This window comes from Bacteroides sp. MSSM.1001136sp1_RTP21357st2_D2_RTP21359_211015, from assembly GCF_040913205.1.
Lineage (GTDB): Bacteria > Bacteroidota > Bacteroidia > Bacteroidales > Bacteroidaceae > Bacteroides > Bacteroides ovatus.
In genome coordinates this window covers 1-14531 of record NZ_JBDFVF010000040.1, presented here as the reverse complement: position 1 = coordinate 14531, position 14531 = coordinate 1, and the positions used below count along the sequence as shown (strand labels likewise).

The 14531-nt window shown below is 44.0% G+C and carries 10 protein-coding genes; 7 read left to right on the top strand and 3 right to left on the bottom strand.

What is annotated here, in order from left to right; genetic code table 11:
- The first annotated feature begins 10 nt into the window (after window positions 1-10).
- Window positions 11-577 carry a nicotinamide riboside transporter PnuC gene (gene pnuC, locus AB5217_RS21055; RefSeq protein WP_032844371.1) on the top strand — a complete coding sequence of 189 codons (567 nt, stop codon included), beginning with the start codon at window positions 11-13 and terminating at the stop codon, window positions 575-577.
- A complete protein-coding gene (locus AB5217_RS21050) occupies window positions 574-1200 on the top strand; it encodes a thiamine diphosphokinase (RefSeq protein WP_004306414.1) in 627 nt (208 codons plus the stop codon). Before pnuC ends, AB5217_RS21050 begins: the two co-directional genes overlap by 4 nt.
- A 132-nt stretch (window positions 1201-1332) precedes the next feature.
- Here the strand turns inward: AB5217_RS21050 and thrC are convergent, their stop codons facing one another.
- The 3 genes from thrC to thrA form a co-directional block, all read right to left on the bottom strand.
- Window positions 1333-2634 carry a threonine synthase gene (gene thrC / locus AB5217_RS21045; protein WP_032844370.1) on the bottom strand — a complete coding sequence of 434 codons (1302 nt, stop codon included), beginning with the start codon at window positions 2632-2634 and terminating at the stop codon, window positions 1333-1335.
- A 13-nt stretch (window positions 2635-2647) separates the two neighbouring features.
- A complete protein-coding gene (locus AB5217_RS21040) occupies window positions 2648-3856 on the bottom strand; it encodes a cofactor-independent phosphoglycerate mutase (RefSeq protein ID WP_032844368.1) in 1209 nt (402 codons plus the stop codon).
- A 99-nt stretch (window positions 3857-3955) separates the two neighbouring features.
- Window positions 3956-6391 carry a bifunctional aspartate kinase/homoserine dehydrogenase I gene (thrA, locus tag AB5217_RS21035; RefSeq protein WP_004299126.1) on the bottom strand — a complete coding sequence of 812 codons (2436 nt, stop codon included), beginning with the start codon at window positions 6389-6391 and terminating at the stop codon, window positions 3956-3958.
- Window positions 6392-6792: 401 nt separating this feature from the next.
- Between thrA and AB5217_RS21030 the strand changes: the two genes are divergently transcribed.
- The 5 genes from AB5217_RS21030 (at window position 6793) to AB5217_RS21010 (ending at window position 14175) form a co-directional block, all read left to right on the top strand.
- Window positions 6793-7830 (top strand): asparaginase, encoded by a 1038-nt coding sequence (locus AB5217_RS21030; RefSeq protein WP_004309066.1) that lies wholly within the window; start codon window positions 6793-6795, stop codon window positions 7828-7830.
- A gap of 86 nt (window positions 7831-7916) precedes the next feature.
- A complete protein-coding gene (radA, locus tag AB5217_RS21025) occupies window positions 7917-9284 on the top strand; it encodes a DNA repair protein RadA (protein ID WP_008777372.1) in 1368 nt (455 codons plus the stop codon).
- Between the two features lie 66 nt (window positions 9285-9350).
- Window positions 9351-11003: an NAD(P)/FAD-dependent oxidoreductase gene (locus AB5217_RS21020; RefSeq protein WP_032844366.1), complete on the top strand. Its 1653-nt coding sequence runs from the start codon at window positions 9351-9353 to the stop codon at window positions 11001-11003.
- Window positions 11004-11019: 16 nt separating this feature from the next.
- Window positions 11020-11622: a response regulator transcription factor gene (locus AB5217_RS21015; protein WP_004306407.1), complete on the top strand. Its 603-nt coding sequence runs from the start codon at window positions 11020-11022 to the stop codon at window positions 11620-11622.
- Between the two features lie 90 nt (window positions 11623-11712).
- Window positions 11713-14175 (top strand): TonB-dependent receptor, encoded by a 2463-nt coding sequence (locus tag AB5217_RS21010; RefSeq protein ID WP_032844365.1) that lies wholly within the window; start codon window positions 11713-11715, stop codon window positions 14173-14175.
- Window positions 14176-14531: the final 356 nt, after the last annotated feature.

Sequence of the window (14531 nt, the reverse complement as noted above, 5' to 3'; positions counted from 1 at the left end):
ACACAGAGTTATGGAATTGAATTTTCTGGAAATATTCGGTACGATTGTCGGGCTGATCTACCTTTGGTTAGAGTACCGGGCAAGTATCTACCTTTGGATAGCGGGCATTGTGATGCCTGCCATCTACATCTTCGTATATTACAAAGCCGGATTGTATGCTGACTTTGGCATCAATATCTACTACCTGATAGCTGCCATTTACGGCTGGTTCTTCTGGATGTGGGGAGGGGAAAAATCCAAAGATCTTCCTATCATACATACTCCGGGAAAATGTTACTTACCTCTTTTTCTGATATTCATCGTTTCTTTCCTCGGTATTGCATGGATACTGATAGCATATACGGATAGCAATGTTCCTTGGCTAGATAGCTTTACTACCGCATTAAGTATTGTCGGCATGTGGATGCTGGCACGCAAATACGTCGAGCAATGGTTTGCCTGGATTCTTGTGGATATTGTCTGCTGCGGACTTTATATCTACAAAGACCTTTATTTTACTTCCGCTTTGTATGGACTTTACTCCATTATAGCTATCTTTGGCTATTTTAAGTGGAAAAAATTAATGAGCATACAATGAAATACGAACACTATACTCCCGAAGCCGTGATACTAGCCAATGGCGAATATCCCAGCCATCCTCTTCCCCTGCAAATGCTGAAAAATGCAGAATTTGTAGTTTGTTGTGACGGGGCTGCCAATGAATATATCCTGCGTGGGCATACCCCCGATGTAATTATCGGTGACGGGGATTCTCTTTCACCGGAATATAAAGAACTTTTCTCCCCTATTGTACATCAGATAGCGGATCAAGAAACGAACGACCAAACCAAAGCTGTTCATTTCCTGCAAAAGAAAGGATTCCGAAGAATTGCCATTGTCGGAGCCACCGGCAAACGGGAAGATCATACATTAGGAAACATCAGTCTGCTGATCGACTACATGAAAGATGGTATCGAGGTACGTACCATTACCGATTATGGTATGTTTATCCCCGCCAAAGACACGCAAGCTTTCGCCTCTCATCCGGGGCAACAAGTTTCTATTTTCAATTTCGGAGCGAAAGGATTGCAAGGAGAGGGATTAGTTTATCCTCTTAGTGATTTTACTAATTGGTGGCAAGGAACGCTTAATGAAGCAACAGCAAATGAGTTTACTGTTCATTGTACGGGAGAATATTTAGTATTCTTAGCTTCTATATAAACTATATTGCAATTATCCGGTTTATGCCACCCTATTGTCACAATTGTGCCACCTTGTTGGCACGACCGTGACACTTCGATGGCACAACCGTGCCAACAAGGTGGCACAAATTCATTCATAGGAAGAAGAGGATTAAAGCGTCAACAAATACTTCTTGAAGTCCGCAAAGTCATTTGTCATTTGAAGGCTTTTTTTCTCGCCTTTCATAAATTCCTGCAATTTGGCAGGGATTTCTACCGCTTCTCCAATAATGCTTTCCACTGTTTCGAGGAACTTGGCAGGATGAGCCGTTTCAAGGAATACACCTGTTTCTCCCTCTTTCAAGCCTTCTACCAACGCACGATATCCACAAGCACCATGAGGATCAAGGAGATAATGATGTTCTTTCCAGGTTTCCTTCACCGTTTCGCGGATTTGCTCATCGGTATAAGTTGTTCCTGAAATCTCGGCAGAGATATCAGCATGTGAACCACTATATAAATCGAGTACGCGGGCAAAGTTACTCGGATCGCCTACGTCCATAGCATTAGCAATCGTTGCGATAGACGGACGGGGATTATATTTACCTGTCTGCAGATATTGATAGAAAATATCGTTGCGGTTATTGGCAGCAATGAAACGCTTCACGGGTAAACCCATCTTCTTGCCAAACAATCCGGCGGTGATATTTCCGAAGTTTCCACTAGGTACACAGATTACAGCATTATCAGCTTTTCCGGCACGTTTCAATTGTGCATAAGCATAGAAATAATAGAATGCCTGCGGCAAGAAACGGGCTACATTGATGGAGTTGGCAGAAGTCAACGAAAGGTGTTCATTCAATTCTTTATCCATGAAAGCAGATTTCACCAATGCCTGACAATCATCAAATGTTCCGTCCACTTCAAGCGCAGTAATATTCTGTCCGAGCGTAGTGAATTGCTTCTCCTGTATTTCGCTCACTTTTCCTTTCGGATAAAGCACATACACATGAATACCTTCCACACCCAGAAAGCCGTTGGCAACAGCACTTCCCGTATCACCGGAAGTAGCTACCAATACATTGACATTCTTTTGTCCTTCTTTTTTAATGAAGTATCCCAAAAGACGCGCCATGAAACGACCGCCTACATCTTTAAATGCTAACGTCGGTCCGTGGAAAAGTTCAAGTGAATAGATGTTATCTGCCACCTTAACCAAAGGTACATCGAAACTTAATGTATCATATACAATCTGTTTCAGCGTATCGGCAGGAATATCCTCACCGAAGAAAGCATCGGCTACGCGATAAGCAATTTCCTGAAAGGATAAACTATCAATCGTATCGTAAAAGTCCTGTGGAAGAGGTTTGATAGACATAGGCATAAACAGCCCTTTGTCGGCAGCAAGCCCTTTTACCACCGCTTCTTGCAGTGAGGCAACAGGTGCTTGTTTATTCGTACTATAATATTTCATAATCTGTGGTGACTTATTTCATGAATTCTTTTATAAACTCGTCTTCTTTCAGAAGTCCGTAACTACCGTTGCAAGCGGCTATTTCATCATACGTCTGCACTTCGTCCGGCTCGATACCCGGATACCAGATAAGAAACGGAATGGGATCAGATGTATGAGTACGAAGCTCACAGGGAGTAGGATGATCGGGCAATACAGCAATGGCTACCGGTTCGTCCCAATCTTTCACTGCTTCATAAATAGGTCCTACGGCACGTTTATCAAGATTCTCGATAGTGAGAAGTTTCAAGTCGATGTCTCCTTCGTGTCCGGCCTCATCACTGGCTTCGATATGCAGATAAACAAAATCATCCGTCTTCAATGCTTCCAAGGCAGCGGTCACTTTGTTTTCATAGTTCGTATTATAAAGTCCGGTCGCTCCCTCTACTGCGATGCGACGTAAATCAGCATAATAACCGATTCCGTTTATCAGATCGACAGCCGAGATGACTGCTCCTTTCTTTACCTGTGGGAAAGTCTCGGAGAAAGTAGGCATCTGCGGACGGTAACCGGGACTCCAGGGCCAAATACTGTTCGCAGGATCTTTACCTTCTGCCATACGTTTCAGATTCAATGGATGATCTTTCAGCAGTTCCTGTGATTTCAGAATCAGGTCGTTAATCAGATCTGCCGTTTCTTGCGCTTCCGGAACCAATGGTTTCACCATCAATGGACGGAAAGGTTTCAAAGGTACATCATGCGGAGGTGTACAATCCAGTTCTTTATTACCTCCCTTGATAACCAATAGATGGCGGTACTGAACTCCTGTATGAAAGCGTACGCGGTCATTGCCCAGTTTTTCTTGCAAATATTGAATCAATACATCTGCTTCTTCCGTAGATATATGTCCGGAGGAGTGATTCTTCAGAATATCTCCTTCCACACAAATCAAATTACAGCGCATTGCCATCTCACCCGGTTTCAGATCCACACCAATACTGGCAGCTTCCAGCGGTCCGCGACCTTCATATACCTTTGGCAAATTATATCCCAACACGGACATATTGGCAACTTCACTACCCGGATGGAAACCTTCCGCCACAGTAATCAGGCGGCCGTTACGTCCCATGCGAGCTAGCTTATCCATATAAGGCGTCTTTGCATATTGCAGGAGCGTCTTGTCCCCTAATGACTTTACTGGCCAATCGGCCATTCCGTCTCCCAATATGATAATATGCTTCATAAATTGAAAATTGAGAATTGAGAATTAAAAAATGAAAGAAAGCCTTAGATCCGTTTCCGAATGGTATTTCTCAATTTTTAATTCTCAATTTTTAATTTATTAAACGTTTGCGATACTCATGATGTCGGCAAATACTCCGGCAGCCGTTACGCCGGCACCGGCACCGTATCCTTGAATCATCATCGGATATTCTTTATAGCGTTCCGTAGTGAGCAGGATAATATTGTTGCTGCCTTCCAAGCCGTAGAACGGATGGTTGGCTCCTACTTCCTGCAGGCCGACGGAGGCTTTTCCATTCTCCAGTTTGGCGACGAAACGCCAGTGCTTGTTTTCTTTTTCCAATACCTGGCGACGGGCTTCAAAGTCTGCGTCGAGACTTGGAACACGTTTCCAGAAATCTTCCAGAGAACCTTCGAAGAAGTCATTCGGAACAAAGAGGTTCTTTTCAACATCTTCCTGTTCCAGACGGTATCCGGCTTCACGTGCCAGAATCACCAGTTTACGGATCACATCTTTTCCACTCAAGTCAATACGTGGGTCCGGTTCAGAGTAGCGTTCTTCCTGTGCCATTTTGATGGTACGGCTGAAAGGAATATCGGCGCTGATTTTATTAAATATATAGTTCAGTGTACCGGAAAGCACCGCTTCAATCTTCAGAATCTTGTCACCGCTATGAATCAGGTCATTAATTGTATTGATGATCGGAAGACCTGCACCTACGTTTGTTTCGAACAGATACTTCACACCCCGTTGGCGGGCAATCGTTTTCAGTTCACGATAGTTTTCATAAGCGGAAGAAGCCGCAATCTTATTGGCTGCTACCACAGAGATATTGTGTTGCAGGAAATCTTTGTAAAGCGATGCGATGTCAGCGCTGGCCGTACAGTCTACAAATACAGAATTAAAGATATTCATTCCGATAATCTCGTCGCGGATGGTTTGCAAGCTGCTGTCCTTGCCCTTTTCCAACAGTTCTTCACGGAAGTTGGCGAGGTCGAAACCTTCACGGCTGAACATTGCCTTGGCTGCATCAATGATGCCTACTACATGGAGTTTCAGTCCGTTTTCCATCATCAGCTTTTGTTGCTGGCAACGAATCTGTTCTACCAGACTGCCCCCTACCGTACCGACACCACAGATAAAGAGGTTCAATACCTGATATTCGGAGAGGAAGAAAGAGTCGTGGATTACGTTCAATGATTTACGCAAGGATTTGGAATCGACAACAAAAGAGATATTAGTTTCCGAAGCTCCCTGTGCGCAAGCGATAACGTTGATACCATTACGTCCCAGTGTACCGAAAAGTTTACCTGCGATACCCGGTGTATGTTTCATATTCTCACCTACGATAGCCACTGTTGCCAGATTTCTTTCCGCCAGAATCGGAGAAATCTCCCCCATCTCTATTTCTTTCGCAAATTCTTCGTTCAGCACTTCACAAGCCAGGTCGGCATCGGCATTACGCACACCGATAGAAGTACTGTTTTCCGATGAAGCCTGTGAGACGAGGAACACGCTGATTCCATTCTTTGCCAATGCTTTAAAAATGCGGTAGTTTACACCGATCACACCTACCATACCAAGACCCTGAACAGTAATCAGACTTGTGTCGTTGATGGAGGAAATCCCCTTGATAGCCTTGCTCTGCGGGTTGGAAACTTCTTGTTTGATAACCGTTCCCACTCCATCCGGGTTGAATGTATTCTTTATTATAATAGGAATATTCTTGTGACATACGGGATAGATAGTCGGCGGATAAACCACCTTTGCGCCGAAGTTACAAAGTTCGGTCGCTTCTACGTAACTCAATTCCGTAATCGTATAAGCAGTCGAAATGACACGCGGATCAGCCGTCATAAATCCGTCTACGTCCGTCCAGATTTCCAGACTTGCCGCATCCAGCGCCGCAGCAATAATGGCAGCCGTATAGTCCGAGCCACCGCGTCCGAGGTTTGTTACATCCCCTGTCGTTTTATCCGAAGAGATGAATCCCGGCACCAGCGCTACTTTAGGAATAGACTGGAAAGCCTCTTTCACCAGTTTATTAGTCAATTCTGTATCCAGCGTGTGCTTGCTATGCTTTCTTTCCGTCTTGATAAAAGTGCGCGAATCGAACCATTTTGCTCCCTCAATCAGTGCGGTGACGATGATCGATGAAAGGCGTTCACCATAGCTGACGATTGTATCCGAAGTTTTCGGGGAAAGGTCTTTAATCAGGTAAATTCCCTGAAAGATATCCTTCAATTCGTTCAGCAGCTCGCCAATCTGACGTTGCAACGATACTTGCTTTTCTCCGGCAGGAATCACCTCCTTAATCATCTCCACATGACGGTAAACGATTTCGCGAAACTCACCCTCATAGGCTGAATCTCCCACTGCCGCCATCTTCGATGTATTTATCAATTTGTCAGTGATGCCTCCCAATGCGGAAACAACTACAATTACCGGCTCATTTGCCGACTCTACAATTCTCTTTACGCTTAAAATGCTGTTCACGGAACCTACGGATGTTCCGCCGAATTTCATTACTTTCATGAAGATACTTATTTAAATGCAATGTCCTGCAGTTTGCTTTTTACAGAACGATTGGTTGTTTACGAATAAAATTGAATTTGAATTTTGCCTGCTTATACAAGCGTGAATCACGTAGATACACAAAAACTATCCATTAACCCCTAAGGGTCATGGTACACATGGATGTGACTGTATGTGGATAGTACTTCATCATAGTCCTTGTTTCTACTCTTGTTTTTGATAAGTGTCGCAAAAGTAATAATAAAAACGTTCAATCTATCACTTTTTTCGGTTTTTTTCTGATAAAAAGAATCTTTCGCCTGCGCTTTATCCGGTCATTCGCCTTCACTTTTATGACATTTTGTTACTTATTTATCAAATCTATTATTATATTTGCGAAAACAATCGCACAAAATCAGCTTATGAACCCATTAAATACTTCCGTATTGTTAATATACACCGGTGGAACAATTGGTATGATTGAGAATGCCGCGACAGGTGCTCTGGAGAACTTTAACTTCGAGCAACTGCAAAAGTATATCCCCGAACTGCAAAAGTTCAATTTTCCAATTGACACCTATCAGTTTGATCCTCCGATGGATTCGTCGGACATGGAACCGGATATGTGGCGGAAGCTGGTACGCATTATTCATGACAACTACAATCGTTACCACGGCTTCGTCATCCTGCACGGAACGGACACGATGGCTTATACCGCTTCCGCACTAAGTTTTATGCTGGAAGGACTGGACAAACCTGTTATCCTCACAGGCTCACAGCTTCCCATCGGCGTACTCCGCACGGACGGAAAGGAAAATCTGATGACCAGTATCGAGATTGCCATTGCACAAAACAAGGAAGGAAGGGCACTGGTGCCCGAAGTATGCATCTTCTTTGAAAATCACCTGATGCGGGGAAACCGTACGACAAAGATGAATGCAGAAAACTTCAATGCATTCCGTTCTTTCAATTATCCGGTATTGGCGGAAGCGGGAATCCATATTAAATATAATAATGTACAAATTCACGGAAATGGTGAAGAACGGGAATTGAAACCGCACTATTTGCTGGATACCAATGTAGTGGTACTGAAGCTCTTTCCGGGCATCCAGGAAAATGTAATTGCCACCATTCTGGGGATTGAAGGTTTAAAGGCGGTTGTGCTCGAAACATACGGTTCGGGGAATGCTCCCCGAAAGGAATGGTTTATACGCCGGCTCTGTCAGGCCAGTGAACGTGGAATTGTGATTGTCAACGTAACACAATGCAGCGCAGGAATGGTAGAAATGGAACGTTACGAAACAGGATACCAGTTATTGCAGGCAGGCGTTGTCTCCGGATATGACAGTACAACGGAATCGGCAGTCACTAAATTAATGTTCTTACTGGGACATGGATATACCCCGGATGAGGTACGCGACCGGATGAACCGTTCGATAGCGGGAGAGATAACTCTGTAGGCTTCATCTATTTCTATTAGGCAGGGATAACTTATTTCTAATAAATTATCCCTATTTTTGTACCCTACAAGAAGAAAGGAATTTCGATGGCAAAAGAGAAAACCGTATATGTATGCAGTAATTGCGGACAGGATTCACCGAAATGGGTGGGTAAATGTCCGTCGTGTGGAGAATGGAATACGTATGTTGAAGAAATCGTACGGAAAGAACCCACTAACCGCCGTCCGGTGTCGGGCATTGAAACACAGAAGCCCAAGCCACTGGCACTTAGCGATATAGAGGCAGACGACGAGCCACGCATCAATATGCACGATGATGAACTGAATCGTGTATTGGGAGGCGGACTTGTACAGGGTTCTCTTGTCCTGATAGGCGGCGAGCCGGGAATCGGTAAATCGACGCTCGTCATGCAGACCGTACTGCACATGCCGGAAAAGAAGATTCTTTATGTATCCGGTGAAGAGAGTGCACGACAGCTGAAACTTCGTGCCGACCGTCTCTCTGACACTTCCAGCGATTGCCTGATCGTTTGCGAGACTTCACTCGAACAGATTTATGTGCATATCAAGAATACGAATCCCGATTTAGTGATTATCGACTCTATACAGACTATTTCCACCGAAAGTATCGAATCGTCTCCCGGAAGTATAGCGCAAGTCAGAGAGTGTTCGGCGTCTATTCTTCGTTTTGCGAAAGAAACACATACGCCTGTATTGCTGATCGGACATATTAATAAGGAAGGAAGTATTGCAGGACCTAAAGTGCTGGAACATATCGTAGATACTGTTCTTCAATTTGAGGGCGACCAACATTATATGTATCGTATTCTACGCAGTATCAAGAATCGTTTCGGTAGTACGGCAGAATTAGGTATTTATGAAATGCGTCAGGATGGGTTGCGCCAAGTGAGTAATCCTTCCGAACTTTTGCTAAGTCAGGATCATGAAGGGATGAGCGGGGTAGCCATTGCCTCCGCCATTGAGGGGATTCGCCCGTTTTTGATTGAGACACAGGCTTTGGTAAGCTCTGCAGTCTACGGAAATCCGCAACGTTCGGCAACCGGTTTCGATTTGAGAAGAATGAATATGCTGCTGGCTGTTCTCGAAAAGCGGGTGGGATTTAAGTTGGCACAGAAAGATGTGTTCCTGAATATTGCCGGAGGATTGAAAGTGAATGATCCGGCTATCGATCTGCCGGTTATCAGTGCAATCCTTTCTTCCAATATGGATGCAGCCATTGAGCCGGAAGTTTGCATGGCGGGAGAAATCGGATTGTCGGGAGAGATACGTCCTGTGAATCGAATTGAACAGCGTATCGGTGAAGCTGAAAAGTTAGGTTTCAAACGTTTCTTGCTACCTAAATATAACTTGCAAGGGATCGATACCCAAAAACTGAAGATAGAATTAGTACCGGTGAGAAAAGTAGAAGAGGCGTTCAGGGCTTTATTCGGATAAGACACTGATGCATAAATAGCCCGTTTTTCTAATTGGATAATCGAAAACAATATCAATAATAACTAAATGACACAAGAATACCAACTCCGTATACTTCCCGAAATCGCAGCAAACGAACAGAAATTAAAGGAATATCTTTCTAAAGAAAAAAGTCTGAATTTACGTGACATCACCGCTACCCGAATCTTGAAACGGAGTATTGATGCACGCCAGCGGACTATCTTCGTCAATCTGAAGGTAAGGGCATACATCAAGGAAATGCCGCAAGAAGATGAGTACGAACGTACTATATATAATAATGTAGAAGGAAAACCGCAAGTGATTGTCGTTGGCGCAGGTCCCGGCGGATTATTCGCTGCATTACGCCTTGTTGAACTTGGATTACGCCCTATCGTCATCGAACGTGGAAAAGACGTGCGCGAACGTAAAAAAGACCTGGCACAAATCAGCAGGGAACACACTGTTGATCCAGAATCGAATTACAGTTTCGGAGAAGGAGGTGCAGGAGCTTACTCGGATGGGAAACTCTATACCCGGAGCAAGAAGAGAGGAAATGTAGATAAGATTCTGAACGTATTTTGCCAGCATGGAGCTTCAACTTCGATATTGGTGGATGCGCATCCGCATATCGGAACAGACAAATTGCCACGTGTCATTGAAAATATGCGGAACACCATTATCGAATGTGGCGGAGAAGTACATTTCCAGACACGAATGGATGCATTGATTATTGAGAACGATGAAGTCAAAGGTATCGAAACAAATACAAGAAAGACTTTTCTCGGACCCGTGATACTGGCAACCGGACATTCGGCGAGAGATGTATATCGTTGGCTGGCTGCGAATCATGTGGCGATTGAAGCGAAAGGCATTGCAGTCGGTGTCCGTTTGGAGCATCCGGCAATGTTGATCGATCAAATACAATACCATAATAAGAATGGACGGGGCAAATACCTGCCCGCTGCTGAATACAGCTTTGTAACACAGGCAGAAGGCAGAGGAGTATATAGTTTCTGTATGTGTCCCGGAGGTTTCATCGTTCCTGCCGCCAGCGGACCGGAACAAGTGGTAGTAAACGGCATGTCTCCTGCCAACCGTGGGTCACGGTGGAGTAATTCGGGAATGGTAGTGGAAATTCAACCGGAAGATTTGGGAAATGAAGAATTAAAAATGAGGAATAAAGAATTGGCTGCGCAACAAGATGAACAGCTGATGGCACTAAACCCGAATTTGAAAAGTTCACAACTTTCAGAGATTAATTCACAGTTACTATCTGTTCTTCACTTTCAAGAGGAATTGGAACGTCAATGCTGGTTGCAGGGAGGCAGACGACAGACTGCTCCGGCACAACGCATGCTGGATTTTACCCGCAAGAAATTGAGTTACGATCTGCCCGAGTCATCCTATAGTCCGGGATTGATTTCGTCTCCACTTCATTTCTGGATGCCATCATTTATTAGCAAAAGGCTATCTCTTGGTTTCCAACAATTCGGACGAAGCAGTCACGGATTCCTGACAAATGAGGCAGTAATGATTGGTGTGGAAACACGAACTTCTTCCCCCATTCGTATCATACGCGATAAGGATACTCTACAACATGTCACCGTTCGCGGATTATTTCCTTGCGGAGAAGGCGCAGGCTATGCCGGAGGAATTGTGTCTGCCGGGGTGGACGGCGAACGATGTGCAGAAGCAGCAGCCAACTATTTCAATCATTAATTAAACTTACACTAAAATGAATTATCAACCCGAAATAGCAATCGTAGAAGCCAATACATTGACCTGTCTCGGTCTGAAAGGAATCCTGGAGGAAATGATTCCTATGGCAACCATACGGACTTTTCATCACTTCAGCGAACTGATGGACGATACTCCCGATATGTATGCCCACTATTTCATTTCCGCACAGATTTACGTGGAGCACAATGCTTTCTTTCTCCCCCGGAAACGAAAAACGATTGTATTGGCAAGCGACAGTCCGCAATTCCAACTGTCCGGCGTACCTGTACTCAACATTCACGAATCCGAAGAAGAGCTGGTGAAAAACATATTGAAACTTCACCAACATGCTCACCATGACGGTTATCCGGTAAAAGATATGCCACCCATGCCTCCGATGCAGCCTCATCAGGAAATTCTATCCGCCCGTGAAATAGAAGTGCTCGTACTGATAACCAAAGGATTAATCAACAAAGAAATAGCAGATAAACTGAATATCAGCCTGACTACCGTTATCACTCACCGAAAAAATATCACGGAGAAATTAGGCATTAAGTCCGTCTCCGGGCTGACTATTTATGCTGTAATGAACGGATATATCGAAGCTGACCGAATCTGACCTCTTAAAAAATAAGTCATAATCCTAATAAATGAGGATTGACCGTCATCTATATTTGCCGTTACTTTGCACCAGATAAATTAACAGCAGATGAAGACAAAGAATATTATGATTGCCCTCACGCTCCTGACGACAGGTACAGCATGGGCGGAAGATTTCCCGAAAGACTCACTAAAAATAGTAGACATCGAAGAAGTGGTAGTGATTGCCACTCCGAAAGAGAATCGTAAGTTGCGTGAATTACCGGTGGCAGCCACTGTTTTATCGCAAGATAATATGCGCGCCAATCAGGTGAACTCTGTGAAAAACCTGACAGGCATCGTCCCTAATCTGTTTATCCCCGATTATGGTTCCAAACTGACCACTTCCATTTATATCCGCGGAATCGGCTCACGTATCAACACTCCGTCCGTAGGACTTTACGTAGACAACATCCCTTATATCGACAAATCCGCTTTCGACTTCAACTATGCTGATATCGAACGTATTGACATTCTCCGAGGACCACAAGGTACTCTCTACGGACGTAATACGATGGGAGGACTTATCAAAGTGCACACAAAATCGCCTTTCACTTATCAAGGTACTGATATCCGCATGGGAGCAGCGACCTACAATAATTATAATGTGTCACTCACCCACTATCACCGGACATCCGACCGCTTCGCTTTTTCTACCGGAGGTTTCTACGAACACACAGGTGGCTTCTTTGAAAATTCGGCAAGAAATAACGAAAAGGTCGACAAAAGCAACGCCGGAGGCGGACGTTTTCGTGGAATTTACCTGCCGACATCTAATCTAAAAATAGATATGGCACTTAGCTATGAATATAGCGATCAAGGTGGGTATCCGTATTATTATACCGGTATTACTCCCAGTGCCATAGCCAAAGCTCAAAAAGACGGTAAAGAAATTACAGAAGACCGGGCAGATTATATCGGAAAGATTTCATATAACGACCGCAGTAGTTACCGCCGTGGATTGCTCAACTCCGGTGTTAACATCGAATATCAAGCTAACAACTTTATATTAAGTGCCGTGACAGGTTATCAGAACCTGAATGACCGTATGTTCCTCGATCAGGATTTCACAGAAAGAGATATTTTCAATATTGAGCAAAAGCAACGTGCAAACACCATTTCCGAAGAGATTGTGTTGAAAGCCAAACCCGGAAAAAGATGGCAATGGGCTACGGGAGCTTTCGGATTCTATCAATGGCTGCATACTACAGGTCCTGTTTTGTTTAAAGAAGAAGGAGTGAAGTCGGTCATTGAAAACAACGCCAATGCTGCTTTTGAAGAAGCATCTGCCAAACCCGGAGCTCCCACCATGGGAATGACTGTACACAACCCGACTTTAAGCGTAGGAGGAACTTTCGATACCCCGACTCTTAGCGGTGCACTTTATCATCAGTCTACTTTCAACAACTTGTTCATAGAAGGGCTGTCCGTTACAGCCGGCCTCCGGCTCGATTACGAGAAAATCAGTATGAAGTATAATTCTCTTAGCACTCCTATCGATTTTGGTTTCGATTTTCACTTAGCTATGGGCCCCAACCAAATCAACCTGTCCGATCAGAATATGAAAGCTCCGGCCTCTTTTGTAGGCAAACTCTCGACTGATTATGTACAGCTTCTACCCAAATTTGCTATTCAATATGAATGGAAGAATCAAAATAACGTTTATGCCACCGTTACCCGGGGATATCGTTCGGGAGGATATAACATCCAAATGTTCTCTGACTTATCACAAACAGAATTGAAAAATTCGATGATGAATGCCATCAAAGAAAGTCCGACAATAGGGCAAGATGCCACATGGGGGGCAACCATTATAAAAATGATGGACCAAATGGTACCAGCAAAAGAGATTGACGTAAAAACTTCTACTACTTACAAGCCCGAATATTCGTGGAACTACGAAGTAGGTAGCCACCTTACTTTATGGGAAGGCAGACTTTGGGCCGACGTCGCAGCATTCTACATGGATACCCGCGACCAACAACTCTCCCAATTTGCAGAAAGTGGTTTGGGGCGTATCACGATTAATGCAGGAAAAAGTCGCAGCTATGGTGCAGAAGCAGCTCTTCGTGCCAGTGTGACTAAAGAACTTAGCCTGAATGCCAGTTATGGATATACGTATGCCACCTTTACTGATTATGTAATCACCGAAGAGAAAAAAGATGGCACTCCCATAATTACGGATTACAATGGCAAATATGTTCCCTTTGTTCCCAAGCATACATTAAATATCGGTGGAGAATATGCCATCACCTGCAGCCCACGTTCTATCTTCGACCGGGTTGTATTCCAAGCGAACTATAACGCTGCCGGACGTATCTACTGGACTGAACAAAACGACGTCAGCCAATCCTTCTACGGCACACTCAACTGGAGAACGAATCTGGAAATCGGTGATGCAATGATTAGTTTCTGGGCACGCAACTTCCTGAATAAAGACTATGCCGCCTTCTATTTCGAAACAATGAACAAAGGTTTCATGCAGAAAGGACGCCCAATGCAATTTGGGGTAGATCTTCGCTGCCGCTTCTAATCATTTTTACTCATAAGGATATTATTTAGTCTTTTTATTGTCAGCTAAAGATTTCATCCATATAGAATAATGATTTTCAACGTATTAACAGCTGACAATAAGTGCTGACAATAACCCAAAACAGGCTGACAATAAAAGATTCGGACTTTTATTGTCAGCCTGTCTCTTTGTAGATTAACAGCATAGAATACGGGATAGAAGAACGTATGTCCCTATGAAGTTTGCATTATAAAGCCGTTATACTTGATTTACCCAATCGGTATTGTTCTGTCAGAGCTACGCAGGGAAAACGCATTATACTCTTTCCTTAATCTTTTATACATTTATCTTACACCAATATTGTCTTTTCATCTTAT

Coding starts and splice junctions, on each gene's coding strand:
- radA (WP_008777372.1), top strand. CDS start 7,917: ATGGCAAAAGAGAAAACCGTATATGTATGCAGTAATTGCGGACAGGAT.
- AB5217_RS21010 (WP_032844365.1), top strand. CDS start 11,713: ATGAAGACAAAGAATATTATGATTGCCCTCACGCTCCTGACGACAGGT.
- AB5217_RS21030 (WP_004309066.1), top strand. CDS start 6,793: ATGAACCCATTAAATACTTCCGTATTGTTAATATACACCGGTGGAACA.
- AB5217_RS21040 (WP_032844368.1), bottom strand. CDS start 3,856: ATGAAGCATATTATCATATTGGGAGACGGAATGGCCGATTGGCCAGTA.
- AB5217_RS21020 (WP_032844366.1), top strand. CDS start 9,351: ATGACACAAGAATACCAACTCCGTATACTTCCCGAAATCGCAGCAAAC.
- thrA (WP_004299126.1), bottom strand. CDS start 6,391: ATGAAAGTAATGAAATTCGGCGGAACATCCGTAGGTTCCGTGAACAGC.
- thrC (WP_032844370.1), bottom strand. CDS start 2,634: ATGAAATATTATAGTACGAATAAACAAGCACCTGTTGCCTCACTGCAA.
- AB5217_RS21015 (WP_004306407.1), top strand. CDS start 11,020: ATGAATTATCAACCCGAAATAGCAATCGTAGAAGCCAATACATTGACC.
- pnuC (WP_032844371.1), top strand. CDS start 11: ATGGAATTGAATTTTCTGGAAATATTCGGTACGATTGTCGGGCTGATC.
- AB5217_RS21050 (WP_004306414.1), top strand. CDS start 574: ATGAAATACGAACACTATACTCCCGAAGCCGTGATACTAGCCAATGGC.